The 24,996-nt window shown below is 37.1% G+C and carries 24 protein-coding genes and 1 tRNA gene; 4 read left to right on the top strand and 21 right to left on the bottom strand.

What is annotated here, in order from left to right:
• Positions 1 to 110 precede the first annotated feature (110 nt).
• The 5 genes from ACSVDA_RS12450 to rpoN form a co-directional block, all read right to left on the bottom strand.
• On the bottom strand, positions 111 to 1,295 hold the full coding sequence (locus ACSVDA_RS12450) for a phosphoglycerate kinase (protein WP_485883611.1): 1,185 nt from the start codon (positions 1,293 to 1,295) through the stop codon (positions 111 to 113).
• Between the two features lie 143 nt (positions 1,296 to 1,438).
• Positions 1,439 to 2,446, bottom strand: coding sequence for a type I glyceraldehyde-3-phosphate dehydrogenase (gap, locus tag ACSVDA_RS12445; RefSeq protein ID WP_320207606.1), 1,008 nt, complete (start codon positions 2,444 to 2,446; stop codon positions 1,439 to 1,441).
• A gap of 48 nt (positions 2,447 to 2,494) precedes the next feature.
• Positions 2,495 to 3,514: a sugar-binding transcriptional regulator gene (locus ACSVDA_RS12440; protein ID WP_485883610.1), complete on the bottom strand. Its 1,020-nt coding sequence runs from the start codon at positions 3,512 to 3,514 to the stop codon at positions 2,495 to 2,497.
• A 134-nt stretch (positions 3,515 to 3,648) separates the two neighbouring features.
• The gene (locus ACSVDA_RS12435) at positions 3,649 to 3,900 is read right to left on the bottom strand and encodes a glutaredoxin family protein (protein ID WP_485883609.1); all 252 of its coding nucleotides are present in this window, start codon (positions 3,898 to 3,900) and stop codon (positions 3,649 to 3,651) included.
• A 33-nt stretch (positions 3,901 to 3,933) separates the two neighbouring features.
• On the bottom strand, positions 3,934 to 5,253 hold the full coding sequence (gene rpoN / locus ACSVDA_RS12430; protein ID WP_485883607.1) for an RNA polymerase factor sigma-54: 1,320 nt from the start codon (positions 5,251 to 5,253) through the stop codon (positions 3,934 to 3,936).
• Positions 5,254 to 5,647: 394 nt separating this feature from the next.
• Here rpoN and ACSVDA_RS12425 point away from each other — a divergent pair, with 394 nt between their 5' ends.
• A complete protein-coding gene (locus tag ACSVDA_RS12425) occupies positions 5,648 to 5,770 on the top strand; it encodes a hypothetical protein (RefSeq protein WP_485883605.1) in 123 nt (40 codons plus the stop codon).
• 228 nt (positions 5,771 to 5,998) lie between these two features.
• On the opposite strand, the gene ACSVDA_RS12420 is transcribed toward ACSVDA_RS12425, so the two are convergent.
• Positions 5,999 to 6,070: transfer RNA gene (locus ACSVDA_RS12420), tRNA-Arg, on the bottom strand.
• Between the two features lie 208 nt (positions 6,071 to 6,278).
• Here ACSVDA_RS12420 and clpP point away from each other — a divergent pair.
• Positions 6,279 to 6,863: an ATP-dependent Clp endopeptidase proteolytic subunit ClpP gene (clpP, locus tag ACSVDA_RS12415; protein ID WP_320257640.1), complete on the top strand. Its 585-nt coding sequence runs from the start codon at positions 6,279 to 6,281 to the stop codon at positions 6,861 to 6,863.
• Between the two features lie 54 nt (positions 6,864 to 6,917).
• On the opposite strand, the gene ACSVDA_RS12410 is transcribed toward clpP, so the two are convergent.
• The 7 genes from ACSVDA_RS12410 to ACSVDA_RS12380 form a co-directional block, all read right to left on the bottom strand.
• Positions 6,918 to 7,175: an HPr family phosphocarrier protein gene (locus ACSVDA_RS12410; protein WP_214484204.1), complete on the bottom strand. Its 258-nt coding sequence runs from the start codon at positions 7,173 to 7,175 to the stop codon at positions 6,918 to 6,920.
• 28 nt (positions 7,176 to 7,203) lie between these two features.
• Positions 7,204 to 8,157: a DNA-binding protein WhiA gene (gene whiA / locus ACSVDA_RS12405; protein ID WP_485883603.1), complete on the bottom strand. Its 954-nt coding sequence runs from the start codon at positions 8,155 to 8,157 to the stop codon at positions 7,204 to 7,206.
• Between the two features lie 248 nt (positions 8,158 to 8,405).
• Positions 8,406 to 9,386 carry a gluconeogenesis factor YvcK family protein gene (locus ACSVDA_RS12400; protein ID WP_485883602.1) on the bottom strand — a complete coding sequence of 327 codons (981 nt, stop codon included), beginning with the start codon at positions 9,384 to 9,386 and terminating at the stop codon, positions 8,406 to 8,408.
• Positions 9,387 to 9,389: 3 nt separating this feature from the next.
• Positions 9,390 to 10,277 carry an RNase adapter RapZ gene (gene rapZ / locus ACSVDA_RS12395; RefSeq protein WP_485883601.1) on the bottom strand — a complete coding sequence of 296 codons (888 nt, stop codon included), beginning with the start codon at positions 10,275 to 10,277 and terminating at the stop codon, positions 9,390 to 9,392.
• A gap of 22 nt (positions 10,278 to 10,299) precedes the next feature.
• On the bottom strand, positions 10,300 to 10,758 hold the full coding sequence (locus ACSVDA_RS12390) for an 8-oxo-dGTP diphosphatase (protein ID WP_320207598.1): 459 nt from the start codon (positions 10,756 to 10,758) through the stop codon (positions 10,300 to 10,302).
• Positions 10,759 to 11,291: 533 nt separating this feature from the next.
• Entirely contained in the window at positions 11,292 to 12,233 is a 942-nt protein-coding gene (trxB, locus tag ACSVDA_RS12385; RefSeq protein ID WP_485883599.1) for a thioredoxin-disulfide reductase, read from the bottom strand.
• A gap of 304 nt (positions 12,234 to 12,537) precedes the next feature.
• A complete protein-coding gene (locus tag ACSVDA_RS12380) occupies positions 12,538 to 14,028 on the bottom strand; it encodes a tetratricopeptide repeat protein (protein WP_485883597.1) in 1,491 nt (496 codons plus the stop codon).
• Between the two features lie 524 nt (positions 14,029 to 14,552).
• On the opposite strand from ACSVDA_RS12380, the gene ACSVDA_RS12375 reads away from it, so the two are divergent.
• Complete coding sequence (locus ACSVDA_RS12375) at positions 14,553 to 16,064, top strand: MDR family MFS transporter (protein ID WP_485883595.1); 1,512 nt, start codon at positions 14,553 to 14,555, stop codon at positions 16,062 to 16,064.
• A gap of 131 nt (positions 16,065 to 16,195) precedes the next feature.
• Here ACSVDA_RS12375 and hisIE read toward each other — a convergent pair whose 3' ends face one another.
• From hisIE to ACSVDA_RS12335, 8 genes are read right to left on the bottom strand one after another with little or no spacing between them, the layout of a single operon-like run.
• Positions 16,196 to 16,822: a bifunctional phosphoribosyl-AMP cyclohydrolase/phosphoribosyl-ATP diphosphatase HisIE gene (gene hisIE / locus ACSVDA_RS12370; RefSeq protein WP_485883593.1), complete on the bottom strand. Its 627-nt coding sequence runs from the start codon at positions 16,820 to 16,822 to the stop codon at positions 16,196 to 16,198.
• The gene (gene hisF / locus ACSVDA_RS12365; protein WP_485883591.1) at positions 16,819 to 17,577 is read right to left on the bottom strand and encodes an imidazole glycerol phosphate synthase subunit HisF; all 759 of its coding nucleotides are present in this window, start codon (positions 17,575 to 17,577) and stop codon (positions 16,819 to 16,821) included. Before hisF ends, hisIE begins: the two co-directional genes overlap by 4 nt.
• A complete protein-coding gene (hisA, locus tag ACSVDA_RS12360; protein ID WP_485883589.1) occupies positions 17,574 to 18,311 on the bottom strand; it encodes a 1-(5-phosphoribosyl)-5-[(5-phosphoribosylamino)methylideneamino]imidazole-4-carboxamide isomerase in 738 nt (245 codons plus the stop codon). The genes hisF and hisA overlap by 4 nt, the downstream gene beginning before the upstream one ends.
• Entirely contained in the window at positions 18,308 to 18,934 is a 627-nt protein-coding gene (hisH, locus tag ACSVDA_RS12355; protein WP_485883587.1) for an imidazole glycerol phosphate synthase subunit HisH, read from the bottom strand. The genes hisA and hisH overlap by 4 nt, the downstream gene beginning before the upstream one ends.
• Positions 18,935 to 19,522, bottom strand: coding sequence for an imidazoleglycerol-phosphate dehydratase HisB (gene hisB / locus ACSVDA_RS12350; protein WP_485883585.1), 588 nt, complete (start codon positions 19,520 to 19,522; stop codon positions 18,935 to 18,937).
• Entirely contained in the window at positions 19,519 to 20,805 is a 1,287-nt protein-coding gene (gene hisD, locus ACSVDA_RS12345) for a histidinol dehydrogenase (RefSeq protein ID WP_485883583.1), read from the bottom strand. The genes hisB and hisD overlap by 4 nt, the downstream gene beginning before the upstream one ends.
• Positions 20,802 to 21,440 carry an ATP phosphoribosyltransferase gene (gene hisG / locus ACSVDA_RS12340; RefSeq protein WP_485883673.1) on the bottom strand — a complete coding sequence of 213 codons (639 nt, stop codon included), beginning with the start codon at positions 21,438 to 21,440 and terminating at the stop codon, positions 20,802 to 20,804. Before hisG ends, hisD begins: the two co-directional genes overlap by 4 nt.
• A 53-nt stretch (positions 21,441 to 21,493) precedes the next feature.
• Positions 21,494 to 22,669: an ATP phosphoribosyltransferase regulatory subunit gene (locus ACSVDA_RS12335; RefSeq protein WP_485883581.1), complete on the bottom strand. Its 1,176-nt coding sequence runs from the start codon at positions 22,667 to 22,669 to the stop codon at positions 21,494 to 21,496.
• Between the two features lie 1,041 nt (positions 22,670 to 23,710).
• Between ACSVDA_RS12335 and ACSVDA_RS12330 the strand changes: the two genes are divergently transcribed.
• Positions 23,711 to 24,871 carry a cation:proton antiporter gene (locus ACSVDA_RS12330; RefSeq protein WP_485883579.1) on the top strand — a complete coding sequence of 387 codons (1,161 nt, stop codon included), beginning with the start codon at positions 23,711 to 23,713 and terminating at the stop codon, positions 24,869 to 24,871.
• The last annotated feature ends 125 nt before the right edge of the window (positions 24,872 to 24,996 follow it).

Below are 24,996 nucleotides of genomic sequence, written 5' to 3'. Positions count from 1 at the left end.
CTTTCTTGAACAAGCATTTATTGGGAAATTTCTATAAGGTGTTCAAAAAGAATGGACAACTGAGTAATTCGACCGTCATTTATCCCTTACCTTTTAAACAATTTCGTTAATTATTTATCTTGTAATGCTACAACACCTGGTAAAGCCTTACCTTCCATAAATTCAAGTGAAGCTCCACCGCCTGTAGAAATATGACTCATCTTATCAGCTAAATCAAATTTCTCGACCGCTGCAGCTGAATCTCCGCCACCGATGACAGAATACGTATCATTTGCATCAGCAAGTGCTTCTGCAACTGCTTTAGTTCCATTCGCAAAAGAGTCCATTTCAAAAACACCCATCGGTCCATTCCAAATAACAAGCTTAGATTTTGCAATCACATCTCGGTATATTTCTCTTGTTTTTGGACCAATATCTAAACCTTCCCAATCACTCGGAATGTTCTCGATACTTACATGTTTTATGTTAGCCTCATTTGAAAAATCGTCTGCAACAACCGTATCAACAGGCATATAAAAGTTCACACCTTTTGCTTTTGCCTTATCAATAAATGACTTTGCAAGATCGATTTTATCTTCTTCTAATAAAGATTTACCAACATCATGTCCTAATGCTTTGATAAATGTGTACGCTAATCCCCCACCGATAATGAGATTATCAACATTATCAAGAAGGTTATCTATTACACCAATTTTATCTTTTACTTTTGCTCCTCCAATAACTGCTGTAAATGGGCGCTCAGGATTAGATAAAGCTTTACCTAGCACTTCAAGCTCTTTTTCCATTAAAAATCCTGATACTGCAGGTAAATGTTCTGCTATACCAGCTGTTGTTGCATGCGCGCGATGTGCAGCACCAAAAGCATCATTTACATATATGTCAGCAAGTTCTGCAAAAGCTTTTGCTAATTCAGGATCATTTTTTTCTTCTCCTGGATAGAAACGAACGTTTTCAAGTAAAAGTACATCACCTTCTGATAAACTAGCAATTGCATTATTTACTTCTTCACCGTATGCAACATTTGTCTTAACTACTTGTTTCCCAAGATGCTCACTTAAACGTTCTGCAACCGCTGTTAGGCGTAATTCTTCCATAACGTTTCCTTTAGGACGTCCAAGGTGACTTGCTAAAATTACTTTTGCACCTTGATCCATTAAATACTGAATTGTAGGTAGCGCTGCACGAATACGGGTGTCATCAGTGATAACTCCATCTTTCATAGGTACATTAAAATCGACACGACAAAAAACTCGCTTTCCTTTTACATCAACATCTTTTACAGTCTTTTTGTTCATTTGCAAAAGGCCTCCATTTCTGATTCTTCATAATCATTACTAAATCATGATAAGCGAAGTATTTATATCAAATTTTCTTTTCTTAAGTAAAGGGAGGGGGAATACTTCCCCTCTCCCCTATTACAATGTATTTATGTTATCTTTTACAAGCCTTTTGCAACCATGTAGTCAATTAAATCAACAACTCGATTAGAATATCCACTTTCATTGTCATACCAAGATACAACTTTCACAAGGTTTCCTTCCATAACCATTGTTGAAAGTGAATCAATTGTAGATGAAGCAGGATCACCGTTGTAATCCCCAGATACTAAAGGCTCTTCGCTGTAGTTTAAGATGCCTTTTAGATCGCCTTCAGAAGCTTGTTTGAAAGCTGCATTAATTTCTTCAGCAGTTACTTCTTTGTCAACCTCAGCAACTAAGTCAACTAAAGAAACGTTTGGAGTAGGTACACGCATTGCCATACCATTTAATTTTCCTTTTAATTCAGGTAATACTAATGACACAGCTTTTGCAGCACCTGTAGTCGTTGGAATAATATTTTCAGCAGCTGCACGAGCACGTCTGTAATCTTTATGTGGTAAATCTAAGATTTGTTGATCATTTGTATATGAGTGAACTGTCGTCATCATACCACGACGGATACCAAAGTTATCATTTAATACTTTAGCAAATGGTGCTAGACAGTTTGTAGTACAAGATGCATTTGAAACTACGTGATGGTTTGCAGCATCATATTGATCTTCGTTTACACCCATAACGATTGTAATATCTTCATCTGAAGCAGGAGCAGAAATAATTACTTTTTTAGCACCAGCTTCAATATGTTTAGCAGCATCAACGCGCTTAGTGAAACGACCAGTTGACTCAACTACAACATCAACTCCAAGGTCTCCCCAACCAAGTTGTGCTGGATCACGTTCTGCTTTTACAAGGATTTCCTTACCGTCAACTACTAAATTGTTACCATTAACAGTTACATCAACATCTAATTTTCCATGAACCGAGTCATATTTTAAAAGGTGAGCAAGCATATTTGCATCTGTTAAATCATTAACAGCAACTACTTCAATATTAGGGTTTTTTAATGCAGCACGAAATACGATACGACCAATACGGCCAAATCCATTAATACCAACTTTTACAGTCATGATAATTTCCTCCTTAAAATAAAAAGCTTAAATATATTTAGGTAGGGATTAACCCTTAACTAACTCTTTTGCAGCACCTTCATCGGTAATTAGCAAGGCGTTACTAGTTTGTTTAAAATAGGCCTTAATTGCTTTAGCCTTTGAGCCACCACCAGCAATTGCTATTACTGATTTAATATGTTTTAGGTCTTCAAGTTGTAAGCCAATCGTTTGAGCTTTATATACGACTTCTCCATGCTTATTAAAGTAATATCCAAAAGCTTCTGCTACAGCATTCGCCAATTCGATTTTCTTCATATCTTCATCAGAAGTTTTTCGGCGTATAGCCATAGTTTTAGCGTCTCCGATACCATGTATAACTATACTGGATGATTTTATAAGCGTGAGTACCTCTTTAATCGCTGGTTCTTCTATAATCGATTGGTAAGCTTCAGTACTAACTTGATCTGGAACATGAAGCAATTGATAGTTACCCATTGCTTTTTCAGCCATTTTTGCACATATCGTATTCGCTTGATTTTTTACATTCTCTCCTAAGCCACCTCGTGCAGGAACAAATAAGGTTTCCTTACTTTCGGTATTGGGAGTCATCATCTCTGCTACAGCAGCTAAAGTTGTACCTCCAGTTACCGCAACGATGCTGTTATCTTTCAAGCGTTTTTTAATACATGCAACACTCGCTCTGCCCATTTCTTTCTGAACCCAAGCTGATTGATCACTATCACCTGATACTACAATTACTTCGTGTAAGCCTAATTTTTTCTTAACCTTCTCTTCAAGTAGCTTTAGTCCAGAGATTTCCTTCATCATCTCCTCAAGCTGCCGAAGAACGTAGACACCATCTTTCGTAATTGTCATACCAGACGCTTGTACAGAAAGTAAATCTTGATCCTTTAAAAATTGTACTTCAGCACGTAAGACCCTTTCACTCATACCTAGGCTAAGTGATAAACTTCTTCTGCCTATAGGCTGCATTAACCTTACATATTGTAAAACTTGATAGCGCCTTTGCATAACCTCTAGAAGGTTAGGTAATAATTTTTGTTGAACTTCAATTAATGAACGCATTGCAGTTCTCCTTAAAATTGGTGAAATTACCATCCGGGACTTTTTAAGTCCACCTATGACATATTATGTCCCGCATGTGGTAAAAAAAATCACCCCTGTTACAACTCTTATTCTAACAGGACTGACTACTTTAATCAACCATTTAATCCTTGCTGTAAGCGCTTTTTTATTACATTTTTGTGAATAACTCCATACGCAATTTCTTCGTCCGCTATCTCAACTACAGGTATCATTAACTGATATTTCTCTAATAGCAGATCATCCTTGTAAATATCAATTAATTCAAGTTGAAAAGGAATTTCCCCTTGTAGTTCAACTAATATTTTTTGAGCTTTGTCACATAAAGGGCAGTTTTCCTTCGTATACATGATTACTGTTTTGCTCATATCTTTCATCCTTTCAAAACAAAAACATCTTCTTCAATCATATCTTTTTCTTTTTGAAGAAGACAAGATACCTAATTGATCTCTATACTTTGCAATTGTTCTTCGTGACACAATAATTTTGAAATCTCTATTTAACAGATTAACTAGTTTTTGGTCAGACAAAGGGCTAGCTTTGTCTTCTTCATTAATCATTTGCTGGATTAACTCTTTAACTCTAGTTGAGGAAGCATCTTCATTAGAAGACGTATTTAGACTACTACTGAAAAATACCTTCATTTCAACTAAACCAAAAGGAGTCTGCACATATTTTCCTTTAACCGCTCTACTGACAGTAGATTCATGACATCCTACTACTTCTGCGACTTCTCTCATTGTAAGGGGTTTCAAAGATGATAATCCATTAACAAAAAAATCTGTCTGCCTCAATATGATTTGTTTTGTAACGCTTAATAAAGTCTGCTTTCTTTGTTCGAGGCTTTTCATAATCCATCCCCATTGTAAACCTTTTTCTCTTACAAAAGCGCTCACTTTCTCATCGTCTACATTAGATAGGTCTTGCTCATATTGAACGTTAAAAGATAGCTTTGGAAAATAATCTTCGTTAATAGAAGCTTCAAAATGTCCATTTTTCCGTTCAATAATTATATCAGGAATAATATAGGTTGTCTGTTCATGATGAAAAATATGTCCAGGACGAGGCTCTAACAATTGTATATGATCAAATATTTGTTGAATCTCCTTAGGCTTTACATTCAAAATTTTCGCCAAAGCCTTCCACGATTTTTGTGTAAACAATTCAAAGTAATCTTTAATAATAATTTCGGCTAGTTCGTTCCTATGCTGCTCCCTTTGTAGCTGTATAAGCAGGCACTCTTGGACATTCCTTGCCCCAACTCCAACTGGATCAAGGTTTTGAATAATTTCTACACATTTAGTTATATCCTGCTCAGTAACCCCAAAGCGATTAATGACATCTTGAGCCTCAAAGTGAAGATAGCCGTTATTATCTATGTTTTCTATTAGATGATCAACAACATTTCTTTCTATATTACTTATTGGTAATAGTAATATTTGTGAACGAAGATGATCGAATAATTTTTCAGGCTCTCCTCCGATATTCTCCAACCAATTATGTTGCTTACTTTGAGAGGATGTGTTGGAAGTTTTTTTTCTAGGTATGTCAAATGGTGTACTTTCCTGTATCTCAACAAGAGGATTTTCTATAGCTATATCATGTAAAAAGGTAAGTAGTTCTTGAGAGGAATATTGAAGAAGCTCAATTGCTTGAGATAGTTCCTTAGTCATCGTAAGCTTTATCGTTTGTTCTTGAAATAACCCCGGTCTCATTTCCATGCTCTCCACCCCATATCTATTTTACAATATATGAGATAATAGGTGTATGGTAAAACAATGGAAGTTAGAAAAGCGGTGCCGACTGAACCAGACTCGACAAGCACTGGAACCAATACACGTAAAGGCGCTTTTTGCCTTTGGGTGTATTGGTGAAGTGACTCGAGGGGATTGGTGCTGCAGCTGGACAGTAGAAAAGCTGCGCCGACTGAACAGCCTCGACAAGCACTGGAAGCTTTTCATTTGAAGGCGCTCTTTGCCTTTTGGTCATCGGCGAAACGACTCGAGAGGCTAGGAGGCAAAGCTAGACATCTAGAAAAACGGAAGCACCTTGGTCATCCCCGACAAGCGCTGGAACCATTACACATAAAGGCGCTTTTTGCCTTTCGGTGGAATGGTGAAGCGACTCGAGGGGATAGGTGCTGGAGTTAGACAACCAGAAAAGTGGAGACGACTTGCACAGCCTCGACAAGCACCAGAAATCATTACACATAAAGGTGCTTTTTGCCTTTCGGTGTAATGGTGAAGCGATTCGAGGGGATCGATACTGGAGTTGGGCAGCTAGAAATGCTGAGAACTCAATTCCGTCTAACATCAGCCCAAGTCCTGTGGGCTCCTTAGCAATGTCGGCATTCATGACTCACCTCGACAAACACCTTAACTCTATCATTTGAAGGCGCTCTTCGCCTTCGAGGTTTCTTGAACAAAAAAACCTTCTTTTGAAAAGAAGGTTTTTTCTCTTACGTAACGCCCTCGACAGGATTCGAACCCACCCTAAGAGAACCGGAATCTCTCGTGCTATCCACTACACTACGAGGGCATATAACAGATTGCTTTCAATATTATATGTTAGATTGATGTACAATGCAAGCAGAATTCAGTAGTATTTAGGTATAGCAGGTATGGATTTAAAAAAACATGAATAAGATAGTATTGTTAGTACTTTTCGTTTGACCTTTATTGACCATAGGTGTATGATAAAAATTACATAAATATCTAAATAAAGTTTAAAAAGGAGGATAATTAAATTGAATCTAATTCCTACTGTTATCGAACAGACAAACCGCGGAGAAAGAGCATATGACATTTATTCACGATTATTAAAGGATCGTATTATTATGTTAGGTAGCGCTATAGATGATAATGTAGCAAACTCAATTGTATCCCAGTTTCTATTTCTTGCAGCAGAGGACCCAGAAAAGGATATTTCTTTGTATATAAACAGTCCTGGAGGGTCAATTACTGCAGGGATGGCAATTTATGATACAATGCAGTTTATTAAACCGAATGTTTCAACTATGTGTATAGGAATGGCAGCATCAATGGGTGCATTTTTATTAGCTGCTGGTACGAAAGGCAAGCGTTTTGCATTACCAAATAGTGAAGTGATGATTCACCAACCACTAGGTGGTGCTCAAGGTCAAGCAACTGAAATAGAAATTGCTGCGAAGCGCATTTTATTCTTACGTGATAAATTAAATGGCATCCTTTCTGATCGTACTGGTCAGCCATTAGAAGTGATCGAACGTGATACAGAGCGTGATAACTTTATGACTGCTGAAAAAGCTACAGAATACGGCTTAATCGATAAAGTTCTACACCCAGCGAAATAATCACTTTCTTACTAAAAACACAAAAAACCCTCTCACTGCTGTGAGAGGGTTTTTTTAGCCATTTTGAATAACAAAATTACATAATGCTTCAAGTGCTTCTTCTTCATCTTGCCCATCAGCATACAATGTAATTGTTGAACCATTGCTAACCGCTAAGCTCATTAAGCCCATAATGCTTTTAGCATTTACCTTTTTGCCATTCTTCTCTAAAAAAATATCTGAAGCGTAACGATTCGCCTCTTGAACAAATAAAGCTGCTGGTCGAGCCTGTAATCCTGTTTTCAATTGTACCTCTACTTTTTTTTCAACCATTTAATGTTCCTCCCTTTTTCAAAAGCTATTATTTTGTTTTAATAGAATGACCTGATCGCAGCTTTTCTGCGATTTCATCTATTTTTCGAAGGCGATGATTAATCCCTGACTTACTTATGCTCCCACCAGGTAGCATTTCACCTAGTTCTTTTAATGTAACATCTTGATAAGTAATTCTTAGCTCTGCAATAACTCGAAGCTTGTCGGGAAGTGAACTAAGTCCTACTGTTTCATCAATAAACCGAATGTTTTCTACTTGCCTAATTGCTGCACCAACTGTTTTATTTAAATTGGCAGTCTCACAGTTCACTAAGCGATTAACTGAATTCCTCATGTCTCTAACAATACGGACATCTTCAAATCTTAACAATGCACTATGGGCACCGATAATATTTAGAAATTCAGCAATCTTTTCAGCTTCTTTTAAATACGTTACAAAGCCTTTTTTTCTTTCAATCATTTTACAATTTAATTGAAAGCTGGTGTTCATTAATTCACAAAGTGCTTGGCTATGTTCCCGATATAACGAAAATATCTCTAGGTGGTATGAAGACGTTTCCGGATTATTAATCGATCCGCCTGCTAAAAAAGCTCCACGTAAATAAGATCTTTTACAACATTTTTTCTTAATTAAGTCATCTGAAATCCTTCCAAGAAACGAGAAACCTTCATCGATGATTTTTAAGTCTTCAAGAATACCTTTAGCGCTTTCAATTAAGCGAACAATATATACATTATTCTTTTTCAAACGCATTTTTTTTCTAACTAATAGTTCAACTGAGACATCATACAATCTTTTTAGCAATGTATAGATACGTCTTGCAATTGCTGCATTTTCAGTTTGGATAGTTACAATGAGTTTACGATTTGAAAAAGTTAATGACCCATTCATTCTTATTAATGCAGAGAGCTCTGACTTTGCACAGCAATCTTTAATTTCAATATTTGTTAGTTCCTTTTTGGTCTCTGATGCATATGACATACCTCTCAGCCCCTTTTATCTATATGCGAGTTAAAATAGGAGGACAAAAAGGTCGACGCAGAATAAGGCGGTATAGTATCTGTCACCTCTGAGGTTACTTACATTGAGCAACCTCCTTGACTCCTTCCAATATAACTAGTATATGCAGATACAAATAAAATTGTATTTTGCATTCAAAAATTAAGTAGTTTCATTAAATGCTATCACACTCGTACATAAAAGGTAAATGAGTACTTTGTATGCAATCGTTATATTCCATGGAATTTGTGAACATTTTGTAAAAGTGAGTATAAGAGAGATGCTACTTTTTTTGTGTCATGTCGAATGACCCCATCTTCAAAGCTAATAATGTTATCGTGAATAATATCTAACCCTAAATCCTTTAATCGGTCGATATCATAGATGACTGGTTGAGCCATTTCTTTTGCATATCTATCCATAATGTACGCAGGAATTTCCTCTTCATTCACCATAATCACATCAAGAAAATCGCATTTCATATGATCATAAAGTGCTCTAACATGGTCACTTGCTGTATAGTTTGATGTTTCTCCAAACTGAGTCATCACATTACACATATAGACTTTTTTTGCTGTTGCAGCACAAACCTCTTTTCCTATATTAGAAACTAATAGGTTAGGTAAAATACTTGTATATAAACTTCCGGGGCCAATAACAATTAAATCTGCTTCACGTATTGCTGCTATTGTCTCAGAAAGCGGCTTGACATCTTCAGGTGTCAAAAAGACACGTTCGATCTTCTTTCCATACTCAGGTATTTTTGATTCTCCAGATACTAATGTTCCATCTGCCATTTCAGCATGCAAATTAACGCTTCTATTAGCAGCTGGTAACACCTGACCTCTCACGTTTAACACTTTGCTCATTTCTCCAATTGCATGAACAAAATCGCCTGTTATATTTGTCATTGCGGCTAAGATAATATTTCCCAGTGAATGTCCAGATAAACCATTGCCATCCTCGAACCTATACTGGAACAACTCTTCAACTAATGGCTCAACATCTGATAAAGCTACTAACACATTTCTAATATCACCAGGTGGTGGAATGTCAAGCTCATTTCTAAGTCTTCCTGAGCTCCCACCATCATCAGCCACTGTAACGATAGCGGTGATATTCACAGGGTATTGTTTTAAGCCCCGCAATAAGACAGGTAAGCCTGTACCTCCGCCTATAATTACAATATTAGGCTGTTTTTTTCTTTCCATGTATTATTTTTCCTTTCGCTTGTCAATATCTCGGTGAGATATACGAGTTTTATAGCTATTTTCAAAATATTGACCTAAATACTCCGCTAGTGTTACGGAGCGGTGCTGGCCACCAGTACATCCAATTGCAACGATGAGCTGGCTCTTACCTTCTCTTTTATAATGCGGTAGCATAAAAGTCAATAAATCAACAACTTTTGTTAAAAACTTTTGCGTATCGTTCCATTTTAAAACATATGATGAAACTTCTTCATTGAGACCAGTTTTAGGTCTCATATGATCAATATAATGTGGGTTCGGTAAAAATCGAACATCAAAGACTAAATCAGCATCTATCGGCAAGCCGTATTTAAAACCAAAAGATACAACATTAACAGTAAAAATTTGTTTACCCTGGGTTGCAAATTGCTGTAATATTTTTTCTCTCAAGTCACGAGGTTTTAGATCAGATGTATCATAAATCAGCTGTGCTCTTCCCTTTAACTCTTCCAACATTTTTCTTTCTAGCTGAATACCTTCAAGAGGAAGTCCTTCTTGGGACAGCGGGTGAGATCTCCTCGTTTCTTTATAACGACTAACTAAAGTGGCATCCTTGGCATCTAAAAATAAGATTTGAGGTGTAATCCACGATTTCTCTGCCATATCATCTAGTGCTTCAAATAGGCTTTCAAAAAATTCTCTTCCTCTTAAGTCCATTCCAAGTGCTACTTTATTCATCTTATTACCGGAATCCTTCATAAGTTCTAGAAATTTCGGAAGTAAAGAAGGCGGTAGATTATCAACACAAAAATATCCTAAATCTTCAAAGCTTTGTATGGCTACTGTTTTCCCTGCACCAGACATTCCTGTAATAATGACCATTTGGATATCACTCGTTGAGCCAGTACTCATACTATTACCCCCTCAAACACGTTTAACTAGGATCTAATCGATAAGAAAGCAACTCAAAGTTCGGCGTATATGTGAAAGTACCATAAATAATACCTTTTCCATTAACCATATAGTCAATAATGTGGTAGTCACCTGGCGCCATAGGTAGCTTGGATATTTGCTCCACTTTCTGCCATGCAACCTTCCCTTCCTCTGACTCCTTCACATTGCTACCATCAAATTCTGTGGATAGAAAAGTAAACATCATCCATTCCGAAATGATTTGATTTTGCTCTTTTATCAATATTGTGAAAATACCTTTGATGCTTGGATCTTTTATAAATATACCTGTTTCTTCACGGAATTCACGTATGCAAGATTCTCTAATGGATTCTCCCTGTTCCATTTTGCCACCAGGTGCTACCCACCAGCCTCTACTAGGCTTTTGTAAAAGTAATACTTGACCTTCATGAACTAAGACGCAATTAGTTACTCTTTGCACGCCTTTCACCTCGTTGTATTTATACCATTAATTATACTATTTCTACTAGCTCGTCACAATAAATGGTATAAAAGAAATGCGGAAGGCACCCATTTCCACCTAATATCAACCGTCCTATAGCTAACGATTGGCATTATCCGTTTTCGAAGACAAGCAAAGGACATTACGTTCAGACCGTTGTATTGTAATATTGTAATAAATGACAAACAGAGAATTTAGCTCATAACATATCTATATAATGGAGTTTTCGCATTACTTACACATGTTTTCATGGTCTTTTTTCACATATATACAGACTGTTTTCGCATTAATTATTTGCTTTTCGTTCTTAGATGTAAGTACGTTTACATCTAACGTCCTCAAGGGGTAGAAGAACCTCACGAAATGAGCCTATATAAAAAAAGGACACGGGGTCATTTCCCGTGCCAAGGATATATTTATAAAAGGGGGTCAATTACTTATATTTATAGTACCTAATAATTGTTGCACCTGTGTTACAACTCGGTTAAAACGTTATTACGGTTTTGTTATAATTATTTTGATTTCTCTTTTAACTCTTCAATATAATGCGCTGCACTTTGGGCGGCAACACTTCCATCACCAGTAGCTGTAACGATTTGTCGAACTGTTTTTTCTCTAATATCTCCTGATGCAAAAATACCAGGGATTTTCGTCTCCATTTGCTCATTCGTTTCGATATATCCATTTTCATTCGTAATACCAAGGTTTGCGAACGGTTTTGATAATGGATTTAAACCGATGTATATGAACACACCATCAGTATTAAATTCTTGTTCCTCACCTGTCTGAGTATCAACTAGTGTCACACTACCCACTTTTCCGTCTTTTTCATTAACCTGTTTCACCGTGTGGTTCCAAATAAAATCAATCTTCTCATTATCAAATGCGCGCTGTTGTAGAATTTGTTGCGCTCTAAGCTGATCACGACGATGAACAATTGTTACTTTAGATGCATAACGAGTTAGGTATACCCCTTCCTCTACTGCAGAATCTCCACCACCTACAACAACCAGTTCTTTTCCTTTAAAAAACGCTCCATCACAAACTGCGCAATATGATACACCTCGACCACCTAGTTCATTTTCACCAGGCACTCCTAGTTTTTTATATTCTGCACCAGTGGCAATAATAACTGCTCTTGCTTTTAATTCCTTACTACTAGTGACCACAGTTTTATACTCTTCACCATCTATAATTTCCTTAATATCGCCATATGCATATTCAGCACCAAATTTCTTCGAATGCTCGAACATTTTATTTGATAGCTCTGGCCCTAAGATTGATTCAAATCCCGGAAAGTTCTCAACGTCCTCAGTGTTCGCCATTTGACCACCAGGAACACCACGTTCCACCATAATTGTTGACAAATTAGCTCTTGATGTATATACCGCTGCTGTCATTCCAGCAGGTCCTGCTCCAATAATTACTACATCGTAAATTGTATCTTCTGCCATTTTATTCACTCCTTCATTATTAACTGATTCACTCATAAGAATGTTATAAAATACTCTTTCGTCTTAGAACATCTCTATAAGTTAATGAAAATATAATACCTTTTCCTTTGGCTGCTTTCGCATTAATTGCTACTTTTTAAACTAAGATATAAGCACGTAAAGTTCATGGTATCTTTTTATCTTTATAAACGATAATAATCCCATATGTGCAGTTCTTATTTTTAAAATAGCAACAAAGTTTACGAAAAGCGCCTTTCCTTAATTGTATCCTATAAGACACTGAATGAATCGTCCAATAATCTGCTCACTGAAGGAGAACATTCACAAATTCACCATATTTTGAAACAGTTTTTACCGAAACATCATATTTTAGGGCAACCTCTCGTTGAGTTACTTTTTTACGTAATAACTTTTTCCATTTATATTCAATTGCTGCAGCCCAAGCTTGTGTATTCAAAAGTTCATATTTCATATTTATTCCGTTATCAAATACTAAGCATGCCTTGTTGAAAAGGTCAGCCATTTCTACATGACTCAGTTTATTACTTTTAAAAATATGATCCAATATCATGTATGAATTCTTAATGTAGCCTGTATGACTATTTAATCCCTTTTGGCTAATTCTATCAATCATATAATGAGCAAACTCACTTTCAAATGATGTATATTTTGTTTGAACATTTTCTTGATAAATGCCAGTTGGTTCAACACTATTTCCTTGACTAACTAAAAACAAACCATACAATCGTTCATATTTATTGTCACTCTTCAAAAGTGAGTTTGCGCCTTTAACAACCTCATGAGCCACATGCATTTTCCATGGCTCTGTGCCGTTCCTTTCTGGACTGAGTTCAATAACTTTTTTCCATATATTTTTTGCAAAGCTTTCGTGGTTTGAGTAATACGCAGCATTTGCTAGCCAATAATAATACGTGCCATCACCTTCAAATCCTTGTTTATAAAGCTGCTTTAACCATTTGTACGCTAGCTCAGATTCTCCTACGAGCGCAAAGGTTGCTCCAAGCTTGTAGCGATGTTCGACCGTTATTGGGTATACCTTTTCAAGTTTATTGATTAGTGGCTTAACAAGCTCATCTTCTTTATGGTAATAAAAGAAGATAACCATATTGCAAAGCGCGTGTAGATTTCCAGGATTTTTATCAAAAACCTCGTCAAGGATCTGTATAGCACGATTTAAATCACCTAAGTAGAAATGCGCCAATGCTAAATTATTATATGCTGACCAAAATTCAGGGTTTTCCTTAATCATTGAGTTTAATAATTGTATAGCTTCTGAAAACTGACCATCTTCTAACAAGCTTCTCGCTCTTTCTTGATTTAAGATGAGCGTATCTTCCTCACTATCATGTGCTTCTGTGCTTATATCATATTCAATACTTAACAGCTCGAGTAGATCCTCAGTATCTTCACTAAATTCTCCATTTGGAGCTTGTTTAAGATACTCAAGCGCATATTTGCGTGACATTTGAAAAAGCCCTAGGTGAGCATAATTATTTGCCATAAAATACGAACATTCCACCATCGTTGGGTCTACATTTTCTAATATATTAGCTAGTATAATATTTGATTGCTGAAACTCTCCATTCTCCATAAGAACGATCGCCATTTGACATAAATACTCCGACTCATTTGGTTTCAGTTGTATTGCACGAGATAAATACTTCTTTGCTTTATATAAATCGTTATTTCGATAAGCTTTTTTTCCTTTCATGAAAAGTTTCTCATCATCTTGAAATGGAATAATAATCGCTGATTGTTTTGAGTTTTTCCCCATTCATGCCTCCGTAAAAATATCTTCCTGCCTAGTTTATTTCCTGTTAAACATAAAGTGCTCGATCCACCAAAATTAGTCCACACCTTGTGGACAATACTACCCCTAGCTATTCTGCTAAATTAGATGAAGTGACAGGAAGACTGCTTGTTAATCTTCTTGCATTTTGACTTTCTGACCTCGTGTTGATGGCGATTGAGGTAAACATACAATACTTTCTTAATATTTATACTGGCTATTTTCAGAAAATTTGTTGCTGTTCGTACTAATTTAAAACCTAAAACCAGTTATGATGAAAATAGTTACAGTGACAAGCCTAGTAGTATACAGATTTAACTCTTAGCACGAAAAACAACATTTTAAGAGAAAACAGCCTTAAAGTAATCTCTGCTACTGATTAAATTAAATACTTAAAATTAAGTTCATTTCACCGATGGTAGTATAACATACATATGTTGTCCAAAAACAGTGTAAGTTTTAGGTTATAATACTATAATAATATGCGTTAAAGAGAAAGGAGCAACCCAATGAGACAAGCTGCAGATGATATTGCAAATGTCCCCATGAAAAAGCAAACAAAAAAGCCGTTAGTCTTGGCTGCTGTGATGCTTGCTATGTTTATGGCTGCTATCGAAGCTACCATTGTATCTACAGCTATGCCAGTCATTGTTGGAGAATTAGGGGGTTTTTCTTTATATAGCTGGGTTTTTTCTGGATACTTATTAATGAATGCTGTTACAGTACTTATTTATGGTAAACTGTCTGATTTATTTGGTCGCAAACCAGTTATTACCTTTGGAATTATCATTTTCTTATTAGGTTCTATACTATGTGGGTTTGCTCAATCAATGGGCATGTTAATTCTTTTTCGTGTCATTCAGGGATTTGGAGCAGGAGCTGTTATGCCGATCGCTTCAACCATAGTCGGTGATATTTATACAAAAGAAGAAAGAGCTAAAATCCAAGGATATTTATCAAGTGTTTGGGGGATTTCTGCAATTACCGGCCCTGCTTTAGGTGGGTTATTAGTTGAGTACGTTAGCTGGCGGTATGTCTTTTGGGTTAATATACCACTTGGTATTTTGGCCATTATCGCTTTATGGGCATTTCTTCATGAAGACGTTGAAAAAAAGAAACATGACATTGACTATCTTGGTGCTGTACTATTAACCATTTCAATTGCTTCCTTTATGTTTATTCTTGTTGAAGGCGGTAATAATCAGTCGTGGACTTCACTACCTACATTAGGTCTACTAATGATAGGAATCATTGCAATTACGTTATTCGTTTTTCAAGAAAGACGTGCTGTAGATCCGATGATGCCCTTTAATTTATGGAAAGAGCGCTCGATATTTATTGCCAATATGGCTTCTTTGACAACAGGCATCATGCTTATAGGAATTTCTAGTTTCCTACCTGCATTTGTACAAGGGGTCATGGAACAATCACCTATTGTTGCTGGTTTTACATTGACGACGATGAGTATCGGTTGGCCAATTGCAGCGACAGTTGCTGGTAGGTTATTATTGAAAATCGGCTTTAGAACAACATCCTTGTTTGGTGGGGTTTCATTAATATTAGGAAGTATGATATTTGTTTTCATGTCTCCTGATGCAGGACCTATTACTGCAGCTACTGGCTCATTTTTTATCGGTGTAGGGATGGGATTAACGACTACTTCTTTTATTGTTTCTATTCAAAGTACAGTTGACTGGAAACAACGAGGGGTCGCCACAGCAGCAAACATGTTCATGCGAAATGTTGGTAATACAATAGGTGCGGCTCTACTTGGAGGAATCTTAAACAATCAGTTTCAGCGATATATTCATGAACAGGAAACCAACACAGAAGGGTTAACGATTAATTCAGCAAATATATTACTTAATGAAGAAGAAAGAAATCAGCTGTCTGAAGGTGTAAAACAAATACTACAAGATGGACTAACCTTCTCTCTTCACTCTGTATATTATGTTGTTCTCGGATTTGCAATTGTTAGTCTAATATTAATTGCGCTATTGCCAAAAAAAGATACTGCCTAGTATTTCAATTGAAAACGTCAAAATTCCACCTAGTCTGATCTATGCTCAAGAAGTATTAGGTGGAATTTTATCGTCGTTGACACAACTTCTTCTCTCTTCTAAATAAGCCTATCGAGATTGGAAAGTTCAATTTATTGCTTATGCCTTTTTTCTAGAACATTTAGCACATCATCTAATGGAAGCTTCTGCTCACGTAACAATACAAGTAAGTGATAAAGTAAGTCAGCTGTTTCCCATGTAAGTTCATCACTATTACGATTTTTTGCTGCAATAATGACCTCCGCGGCTTCTTCTCCTACCTTTTTCAATATTTTATCTACACCTTTATCAAATAAATACGTAGTATAAGAGCCTTCTTCACGTTCTGTTTCTCTTTTTGCAATAATTTGCTCTAACTGATTTATAATAGCAAAGCGTTCATGTCCAAGCTGTTCTTTTGCACTTACGATTTCTTCTGTGAAGCATGTATATGTGCCATTATGACAAGCTACACCTGCTGGTTCAACAAGTACTAGTAGGGCATCCTTATCACAATCATACTTCATTTCAATAATTTTTTGAGTGTTTCCTGATGTTGCTCCTTTATGCCACAACTGTTGTCTAGAGCGACTATAAAACCATGTCTCTCCCGTCTCGATAGACTTTTCTAAAGAATCCTTATTCATATATGCTAACATTAATACTTCCTTACTGACGATATCTTGAACAATTGCAGGCACTAATCCTTGGTCATTAAATGTAAGATGTGGTACAGTCACCTTACATGCACCCCCTTCTCATGTAAAAAGGTTTTTACCTCTCTAACTGATGTTTCCTTGTAATGAAAAATTGATGCAGCTAATGCAGCATCAGCTTTCCCTTCAGTAAATGCCTCGACAAAATGATCTGCATGACCCGCTCCCCCAGATGCGATTACAGGTACAGAAACCGCCATGCTTACTTCTTTCGTCAAATCAATATCAAAACCACTCTTTTCACCATCACTATCCATACTCGTTAATAAAATTTCTCCTGCCCCGCGTCTAACAACCTCTTTCGCCCAGTCAATAACGTGCCAGTCAGTTGCCTGTCTTCCTCCGTGTGTAAACACTCGCCATGTTTGAATAGTATGATCATATTTTGCGTCAATCGCTACGACAATGCATTGTGATCCAAAATAATTTGCCCCTTCAGTGATAAGGTGAGGGTTGTTAACAGCCGCTGTGTTTATTGAAACTTTGTCAGCACCTGCACGCAACATCTTTTTCATATCTGCTAAACTATTAATGCCACCTCCAACTGTGAACGGAATCGCTAGCTGACCAGCAACATTTTGCACGACGTCAACCATCGTTTTTCTTCCTTCATGTGAAGCGGATATATCTAAAAAGACTAATTCATCTGCACCCTCTTGATCATAGAAGGAGGCTAATTCAACAGGGTCACCTGCATCTCGTAGTTCAACAAACTGGATTCCCTTCACAACTCTTCCTTCCTTGACATCTAAACACGGAATAATTCGCTTCGTAATCATATGTCTTTCACCGCACTCACTGCCTCACTTACAGTAAATTGATTCGTGTATAGCGCCTTTCCAATAATCGCACCACTTACACCTATTTGCTTATATTGCATTAAGCTCTTCACATCATCAAGTGCGGAAATTCCCCCTGATGCAATAACCTGCTTATTCGTTGCTTGTGCCATTTCAATGACGGCATTAGTGTTTGGACCTGACAGCATGCCATCCGTCTTAATATCTGTAAAGATAAAAGTTTCGGCTCCATGTTCTGCAAGTTCCTTACCAATTACAGTCGCTTTGATTGTCGACGTCTCCAGCCAACCTTCTATCGCTGCATAACCATCTTTTGCATCGATACCTATGGCAATGTGTTGCTGATATTTCTTAAGCATTTCTTTGACAAAAGATGGATTGTTAATTGCCGCACTTCCTAAAATAATGCGCTTAATACCTTTCTCTAGATAATAGACGATGTCAGCTTCTGTTCGAATTCCACCACCAACCTGTACATTTGCTTGTAATTGTTCAGCAATGTCAATGACTTCACTGTCATTCACTGGTCTTCCCTCTTTTGCTCCATCTAAATCGACAGTATGAATCCAAGTTGCTCCTTGATTTCCGAAGAGCTGCGCCATTGCTAATGGCGATTCTCCATAAATTGTTTCTTTAGCGTAGTCGCCTTGTAATAATCTAACGCATTTGCCATTTCTAATATCAATCGCTGGATAAATCATAAATTGCTTCATGACGACAACACCTTCCCTTCAACAACCGCTGCAAAGTTTTCTAGTATTCTTAAGCCTGTATCACTACTTTTTTCCGGGTGAAATTGCGTTCCAAAGACATTGCCCTTACTAACCACAGCTGGAACATTCACAGCATACTCACTACTTGCGATCACATCTGACTGCTCCCCTGCTTGAACATAATAAGAATGTACGAAATATACATATCCATTGTTCACACCTTCTAGAAGTGATGAAGGTTGGTGAACATGTAGTTTATTCCATCCCATATGTGGTATTTTATAAGCTTCATTTTGAGGAAAGTGGACGACACGTCCCTTAATTAAGCCAAGCCCCTCTGAAAGTCCATTTTCTTCACTTTCATCAAACAATAACTGCATACCTAGGCATATACCAAGGAGTGGTTTCCTTTGCTGGGCACAATCCTTTAAAAATGGAGTCAATCCACTGTCATTTAAAATTGCCATCGCGTCTTTAAATGCTCCAACGCCGGGGAGAATTAACCCTTTTGCTTGTTTTAGCCGACGCTGGTCGTCCGTTATCACATATTCAACATCCATCCGTTCTAATGCTTTACTCACGCTATATAAATTCCCCATACCATAATCAACAATCCCGATCATTTATAACAACCCTTTCGTAGATGGTACCCCTTTTACTCTCGGATCGATCATAGTAGCTTCATCAAGCGCTCGACCTAATGCTTTAAACACCGCTTCAATCATATGATGTGTATTATGACCATAATGAATAATCACATGTAAATTTATACGAGCCTCAAGCGCTAGCTTCCAAAGAAATTCATGAACGAGCTCAGTATCAAAGGAACCGACCCGTTTACTAGGCAAGTCACCTTTCAATACAAAGTGAGGGCGATTACTGAGGTCAACGACAACTTGTGCTAGTGCTTCATCCATAGGTACGAAAGCATTTCCGTATCTTTTAATTCCACTCTTATTACCTAGAGCTTCTCTTAGCGCTTGTCCTAAACAAATACCAATATCCTCTGTCGTATGATGATCATCGATTTCAGTGTCACCATTTGCATGTATTGCTAAATCAAATTGTCCATGTTTGGTGAACAAATCTAACATATGTGTTAGAAACGGAACACCCGTCTCAAGGTCAGTATTTCCCTTCCCATCAATTTCAAATGAAAGCTGAATAGATGTTTCATTCGTCACTCTATTTACACTCGTATTTCTCATCATGATCCCTCCTTATCAGCTGTCGATAAACGCACTTCTATGGCACGGGCATGTGCTTCTAATCCTTCAGCTCGCGCAAAAGAAGCAATCTTTGCTCCGTTAGTAATTAACGCATCCTTACTATAAGAAATGATGCTTGATTTTTTAACGTAGTCATCCACTGAAAGAGGACTTGAAAAACGTGCTGTCCCATTAGTCGGAAGAACATGGTTTGGCCCAGCAAAATAATCACCAACTGGCTCAGTACTATACCTTCCAAGAAAGATGGCACCAGCATGACGAATACTTGCTACAATAGACATTGGGTCTATGGTCATAATTTCTAGATGTTCTGGTGCAAGTTCATTTACAACATCAATGGCTTCCACTAAATTATTTGTGACATAGATAGCTCCATAATCTCGTAATGATGCATGAGCAATTTCTTTACGAGGTAATGTTTCAAGTTGTTTTTCTATCTCATGCTGAACTTTTTTGGCAAGTTCTATAGACGGTGTCACAACGATGCTTGAGGCTAATGCATCATGCTCAGCTTGCGATAATAAATCAGCAGCAATTTCATTTGCATTTGCTGTATCATCTGCTAATACAACAATTTCACTAGGGCCAGCTATCATATCAATAGCTACATGCCCAAACACTTCGCGTTTCGCAAGTGCTACATAAATATTTCCTGGACCAACTATTTTATCAACTGAACGAATTGATTCAGTGCCATACGCAAGCGCCGCTATTGCTTGTGCTCCTCCAATTTTATATATTTCTTTAATTCCTGCCTCATGTGCAGCTACGATAACGGCGGGAGGTAATGCCCCATCATGTTGAGGAGGTGAAACAATAACAATGCGTTCGACGCCTGCAACCTGTGCGGGTATGACATTCATTAAAACCGAAGATGGGTAAGCCGCCGTTCCCCCAGGAACATATACCCCTACAGCCTCAATAGGCGTAATCTTTTGACCTAGTAATGACCCGTCCTCTTTCATCGATATCCATGTTTGACGTACTTGACGTTGATGATAATCTCGGATATTTTCTGCTGCCTCTCTCATTACTTGTATGAGTGTTTGATCTACTTTTTCGTAAGCAGTAGAGATTTCTTCATCAGTCACACGAAAAGAGGATAGCTGAACACCATCATACTGAGCTGTTAAATCTCTAAGAGCTACATCTCCATCTGCTTTAACTTGCCCAATAATTGATAATACTGACTGTCTCTGCTGTTCTGTTCCACTATCAATTGTTCGCTTCAACGTCATGTCCTTTGATACCCGTTTTATGTTCATAGCATTTTTTCACCATCCATCGCAAAATCGAGTTGCTCAATAATTGATGCAAGACGCTCAACAAGCTCACCTATTTGTTGTTCCTTCATTCGATAGCTTACTGGATTTACAATTAGTCTCGAAGTTACATGACCTATATGCTCCATTTCAACAAGTCCATTTTCCCGCAAAGTCTGACCTGTTGAAACGATATCAACGATGCGATCAGCTAAGCCGATGAGTGGTGCTAATTCTATAGAACCATTCAATTTAATAATTTCAACTTGCTCTCCCTGCTCTCTAAAATAAGTAGATGCAATATTTGGATATTTGGTCGCTACTTTAGGTGCGACATCTGTTGTTTTTACATCTGGCAACCCAGCAACTGCTAAGTAACAATGACTAATATAAAGATCAAGTAGCTCATATACATCTCGCTCTTCTTCTAGCATGACATCCTTACCTGCGATACCGAGATCAGCTACACCGTATTCAACATACGTTGTCACATCCATCGGCTTAGCAAGGATAAATTGAATTTGTTCTTCCTCTACATCTATAATCAATTTACGTGAAGCTTCAAATTTATTAGGCAACCGATAGCCAGCCTTTCTCAGTAATTCAACTGCTTCCGTAAATATGCGTCCCTTTGGCATAGCAATAGTAAGCAAGCCTATTCATCTCCCTTCTGTGATGAGATACAATATATTCAACTTCGGCTTTGTTCCCCTATAAAGAAAGAAACCTGTGCAAAAGATTTCGTATAAGCATCGACGTTCGTAAGGCCAGATATATCTTGGAGTATGACACGCTCACCATTCTTTCTACGTTCGTCTGCAAACTCGATTGCTCGTTTTAAGTTATCAGAACTGTAAATGACACTATGAATAAGAGGTTCTTGACCACAATACCCGAGCGCTTCTAGTAGACGGTCTATCCGTATTCCAAACCCTGTTGCTGGTGCATCAACATGAAATTTGGATAGTAGATTATCATAGCGTCCACCGTTTCCAAGTAAGAAACCTACTTTATCTGCATATACTTCAAATAAAAGACCTGTATAATAGCTCATATGGCTCAATAATGTAAGATCTAATTTTATAAATTTGGATACACCAAATGATCGTAGGTGCTCACATACTAGTTGCAGTTCCAGAAGCAATTGTTTACCTCTCTCCCCGTCAACAAGCTGCATAGCATCATTTATAATATTTTCGTCACCACGTAAATGTAATAATTGTAATAAACGTTGTTTATCAATAGATGATAGAGGCAAACCTTTCACATGTTCTTTATATCCAACAAAGTTTTTTTCATATAAGAACCGTCGCAACGTGTTAGCCCGCTCTTCACTACCAACTGTTTCTAAAAATAGCTCATTAACAAATCCGATGTGACCAACAGTAACTGCAAATGTCTCTAACCCAATATTTTGTAATAGGGATACTAGCAGAGCAATCACTTCGGCGTCTGCACTTAGTGTCTGATCACCTATACACTCAATTCCAACTTGTTCAAACTCTGCTGGACGTCCCCCTTCGCGCTGTTGAGCGCGATAAACGTTTGCAGAATAGGCAAGACGTAACGGGTTCTTGTTTGCTAATAATTTTGATGCAGCTACCCTAGCAATAGGGGCTGTCATATCTGGCCGTAATACTAACGTATGACCTTGCTGATCCAAAAGCTTGAACAGCTGCCTATCCGCAATCGCTGATGATGACCCTACGGTATCATAATACTCTAGCGTTGGCGTCTCAATTAACTGATAACCCCATTGCTCAATCCCCTTTAGTAACTGACTCCTAAGTTCTTTTTTAGTTTCATACAATGAAGGTAATGTGTCTCTCATACCTAATGGCTTTTCAAACATAAAAAGCTTCTGCATTTCAATCCGCCCTTTAGTTATTAATTTGTGAAGCTTCAGCGCATTAAGCATCCCTGGAGGAGATGTTAATTGATGCGCTAGCTACATTGAAATTTATTTCAAAATCGAACTAAAATACTTTAGTTCGCTAATTTGCTAATAAGTTAAAGTTTTTAGTATTGTAACTTGGCTTCTAACATTCGTCAAGATACAAATTGTAATATCTTGCTCATAATTTAATTTGTTCACAATAAGGCCTTATTATTTTGAAATAATATTATGTAGAGCTTTTTAATTTAGCCTTCTTCTACTTATACTGTAGTGACTTACAGGTAGCTGTATTCATGAGGTTTCTGTGAGAAGCTCAAGTATTAAATATACAAATAATGGTTGAATAACCATATAAAAATAGCTGTTTACCTAAAGATTGTTATTTCTCGTACTAAAAAACAAACACGCATACAACTAAAATTCATGGCATCTTTTCTTCTATAAAACAAATCCCAGCTAATAGTTTAGAAGCTACAGCAACAATTTTTACCAACAGAGCCTAATTAATTGACAAAATTATAATATTTATTTTATGATCATTTATATAATTAAATTTTCTCCTAAAGGGGAGTAGCTTTTACAGCAAAGTCGTCATTACGGAGTATTATACTCTCGGCTTTGTTGGCAACATACGTTGTTAGCGAGACCTTTATCAGTTGGTAAAGGCCTTTTTATGTAAAAAACCTTTACCATCATTGGTAAGGGTTTTTTTGTGAGAAAAATATTGAATAGAGTACCAAAAGTTACTTCATTCATTCTAGATAAAAAATGATGGAAAGGAGAGATACTAATATAGCCTACTATTAAGCAAGTTGAAAATATATTTCAAAAGAAACCATTGATTTTTGAATCTTTTTAAGAAGTGACTCGTATTAAACATTGGAGTCATATCGACAAAAATACCACTAAACACAGGTGTTTACTGAGAAATCATGGTCTTTTACTAGGGGAAAAAAGGGGCTACAAGCACGATAGTTGATTATTACGTATACAAAGAGGGGGAGATAAGCAGTGCTTATTATTGAATTAGCCGCTATTTTATTTGCTTCAAAAATAGCTGGAGATATTAGTGTCAGGCTTGGTCAGCCATCTGTTCTAGGTAAGTTATTAATCGGGATTGTATTAGGCCCTACCGTTTTAGGAATCGTTAACGATACAGAAATCTTAAGTGAAATTAGTCAAATCGGAGTCATTTTATTAATGTTTATTGCAGGCTTAGAAACCGATGTTGATGAATTTAAACGTACTGGAAAGGCTTCAACCTATGTAGGTGTACTTGGAATCATTGTACCTTTATCTATCGGATATTTATCAGGAGTAATTATTGGATTACCGACATTTGAAGCTATATTTCTTGGATTATTACTTTCTGCTACAAGCGTAAGTATTTCAGTCCAAGCATTGAAAGAAATGAATAAGCTTAAGTCTAAAGAAGGTGCAACGATTTTAGGAGCAGCTGTTATTGACGATATTCTCGTTATCGTATCATTGGCCTTTTTAATGAGCTTAGCAGGTGGGGATGTTCATTTAGGAGAAGTGATTATAAAGAAAGTTATCTTCTTCGCCGTAGCTATAGGCTTAGCTTGGAAAGTAGTCCCTTGGGTATTAAATAAGTTTGCACCATTAAAAGTAACTGAATCAGTCATTTCTGCAGCCTTGATCATTTGCTTTAGCTATGCATTTATCGCTGAGTATGCAGGAGTTGCAGCAATTATTGGTGCTTATATTGCTGGTGTTGCGATCAGTTTAACTAATCATAAACATGAAGTGTTTGAAAAAGTAGAAACAATCAGCTACTCGATCTTTGTACCTGTATTTTTCACATCAATTGGTGTTACTGTAGAATTATTCGGCATTGGTGATAACATTGGTCTAATTGTCATTCTTAGTATCGTAGCTATCCTTACGAAACTGCTTGGTTCAGCAGTTGGTGCAAAAGCCGCTGGATTCAATTGGAGAAGTTCAATGGGTATCGGATCTGGTATGGTATCAAGAGGTGAAGTAGCATTAATTATTGCAGCGATTGGACTAGAAGCCGCGTTGTTAAGCCAAGAATTATTTGCAGTAATTGTAGTTGTTGTCCTAATTACAACAATCGTTACACCACCTATGATGAAGTGGTTTTTCAGTGAAAACAAGCATGAAAACAATAAAGTGGAGACGACTGGGTAGTCTCATCAAAGATTGGAGAACATTTTCCCCAAGCAGCTAAAAGTTGTGAAAGTTGAAAAGCCGAGCCGAGGTTCTCTGAAGCACTGAAGGTACAATATGCTTTAGAATGAAGTGATGATCTGAAG

The organism is Cytobacillus sp. Hm23 (genome assembly GCF_051842895.1).
GTDB lineage: Bacteria > Bacillota > Bacilli > Bacillales > SM2101 > Nanhaiella.
The sequence above is the reverse complement of the archived record's forward strand: the minus strand, read 5'-3'. Positions and strand labels throughout refer to the sequence as shown.

Excerpts from the sequence above, each read along its gene's own strand:
- ACSVDA_RS12450 (WP_485883611.1), bottom strand. The coding sequence starts at position 1,295 with ATGAACAAAAAGACTGTAAAAGATGTTGATGTAAAAGGAAAGCGAGTT.
- gap (WP_320207606.1), bottom strand. The coding sequence starts at position 2,446 with ATGACTGTAAAAGTTGGTATTAATGGATTTGGCCGTATTGGTCGTATC.
- ACSVDA_RS12440 (WP_485883610.1), bottom strand. The coding sequence starts at position 3,514 with ATGCGTTCATTAATTGAAGTTCAACAAAAATTATTACCTAACCTTCTA.
- ACSVDA_RS12435 (WP_485883609.1), bottom strand. The coding sequence starts at position 3,900 with ATGAGCAAAACAGTAATCATGTATACGAAGGAAAACTGCCCTTTATGT.
- rpoN (WP_485883607.1), bottom strand. The coding sequence starts at position 5,253 with ATGGAAATGAGACCGGGGTTATTTCAAGAACAAACGATAAAGCTTACG.
- ACSVDA_RS12410 (WP_214484204.1), bottom strand. The coding sequence starts at position 7,175 with ATGGTTGAAAAAAAAGTAGAGGTACAATTGAAAACAGGATTACAGGCT.
- whiA (WP_485883603.1), bottom strand. The coding sequence starts at position 8,157 with ATGTCATATGCATCAGAGACCAAAAAGGAACTAACAAATATTGAAATT.
- ACSVDA_RS12400 (WP_485883602.1), bottom strand. The coding sequence starts at position 9,386 with ATGGAAAGAAAAAAACAGCCTAATATTGTAATTATAGGCGGAGGTACA.
- rapZ (WP_485883601.1), bottom strand. The coding sequence starts at position 10,277 with ATGAGTACTGGCTCAACGAGTGATATCCAAATGGTCATTATTACAGGA.
- trxB (WP_485883599.1), bottom strand. The coding sequence starts at position 12,233 with ATGGCAGAAGATACAATTTACGATGTAGTAATTATTGGAGCAGGACCT.
- ACSVDA_RS12380 (WP_485883597.1), bottom strand. The coding sequence starts at position 14,028 with ATGGGGAAAAACTCAAAACAATCAGCGATTATTATTCCATTTCAAGAT.
- ACSVDA_RS12375 (WP_485883595.1), top strand. The coding sequence starts at position 14,553 with ATGAGACAAGCTGCAGATGATATTGCAAATGTCCCCATGAAAAAGCAA.
- hisF (WP_485883591.1), bottom strand. The coding sequence starts at position 17,577 with ATGATTACGAAGCGAATTATTCCGTGTTTAGATGTCAAGGAAGGAAGA.
- hisA (WP_485883589.1), bottom strand. The coding sequence starts at position 18,311 with ATGAAGCAATTTATGATTTATCCAGCGATTGATATTAGAAATGGCAAA.
- hisH (WP_485883587.1), bottom strand. The coding sequence starts at position 18,934 with ATGATCGGGATTGTTGATTATGGTATGGGGAATTTATATAGCGTGAGT.
- hisB (WP_485883585.1), bottom strand. The coding sequence starts at position 19,522 with ATGATGAGAAATACGAGTGTAAATAGAGTGACGAATGAAACATCTATT.
- hisD (WP_485883583.1), bottom strand. The coding sequence starts at position 20,805 with ATGAACATAAAACGGGTATCAAAGGACATGACGTTGAAGCGAACAATT.
- hisG (WP_485883673.1), bottom strand. The coding sequence starts at position 21,440 with ATGCCAAAGGGACGCATATTTACGGAAGCAGTTGAATTACTGAGAAAG.
- ACSVDA_RS12335 (WP_485883581.1), bottom strand. The coding sequence starts at position 22,669 with ATGCAGAAGCTTTTTATGTTTGAAAAGCCATTAGGTATGAGAGACACA.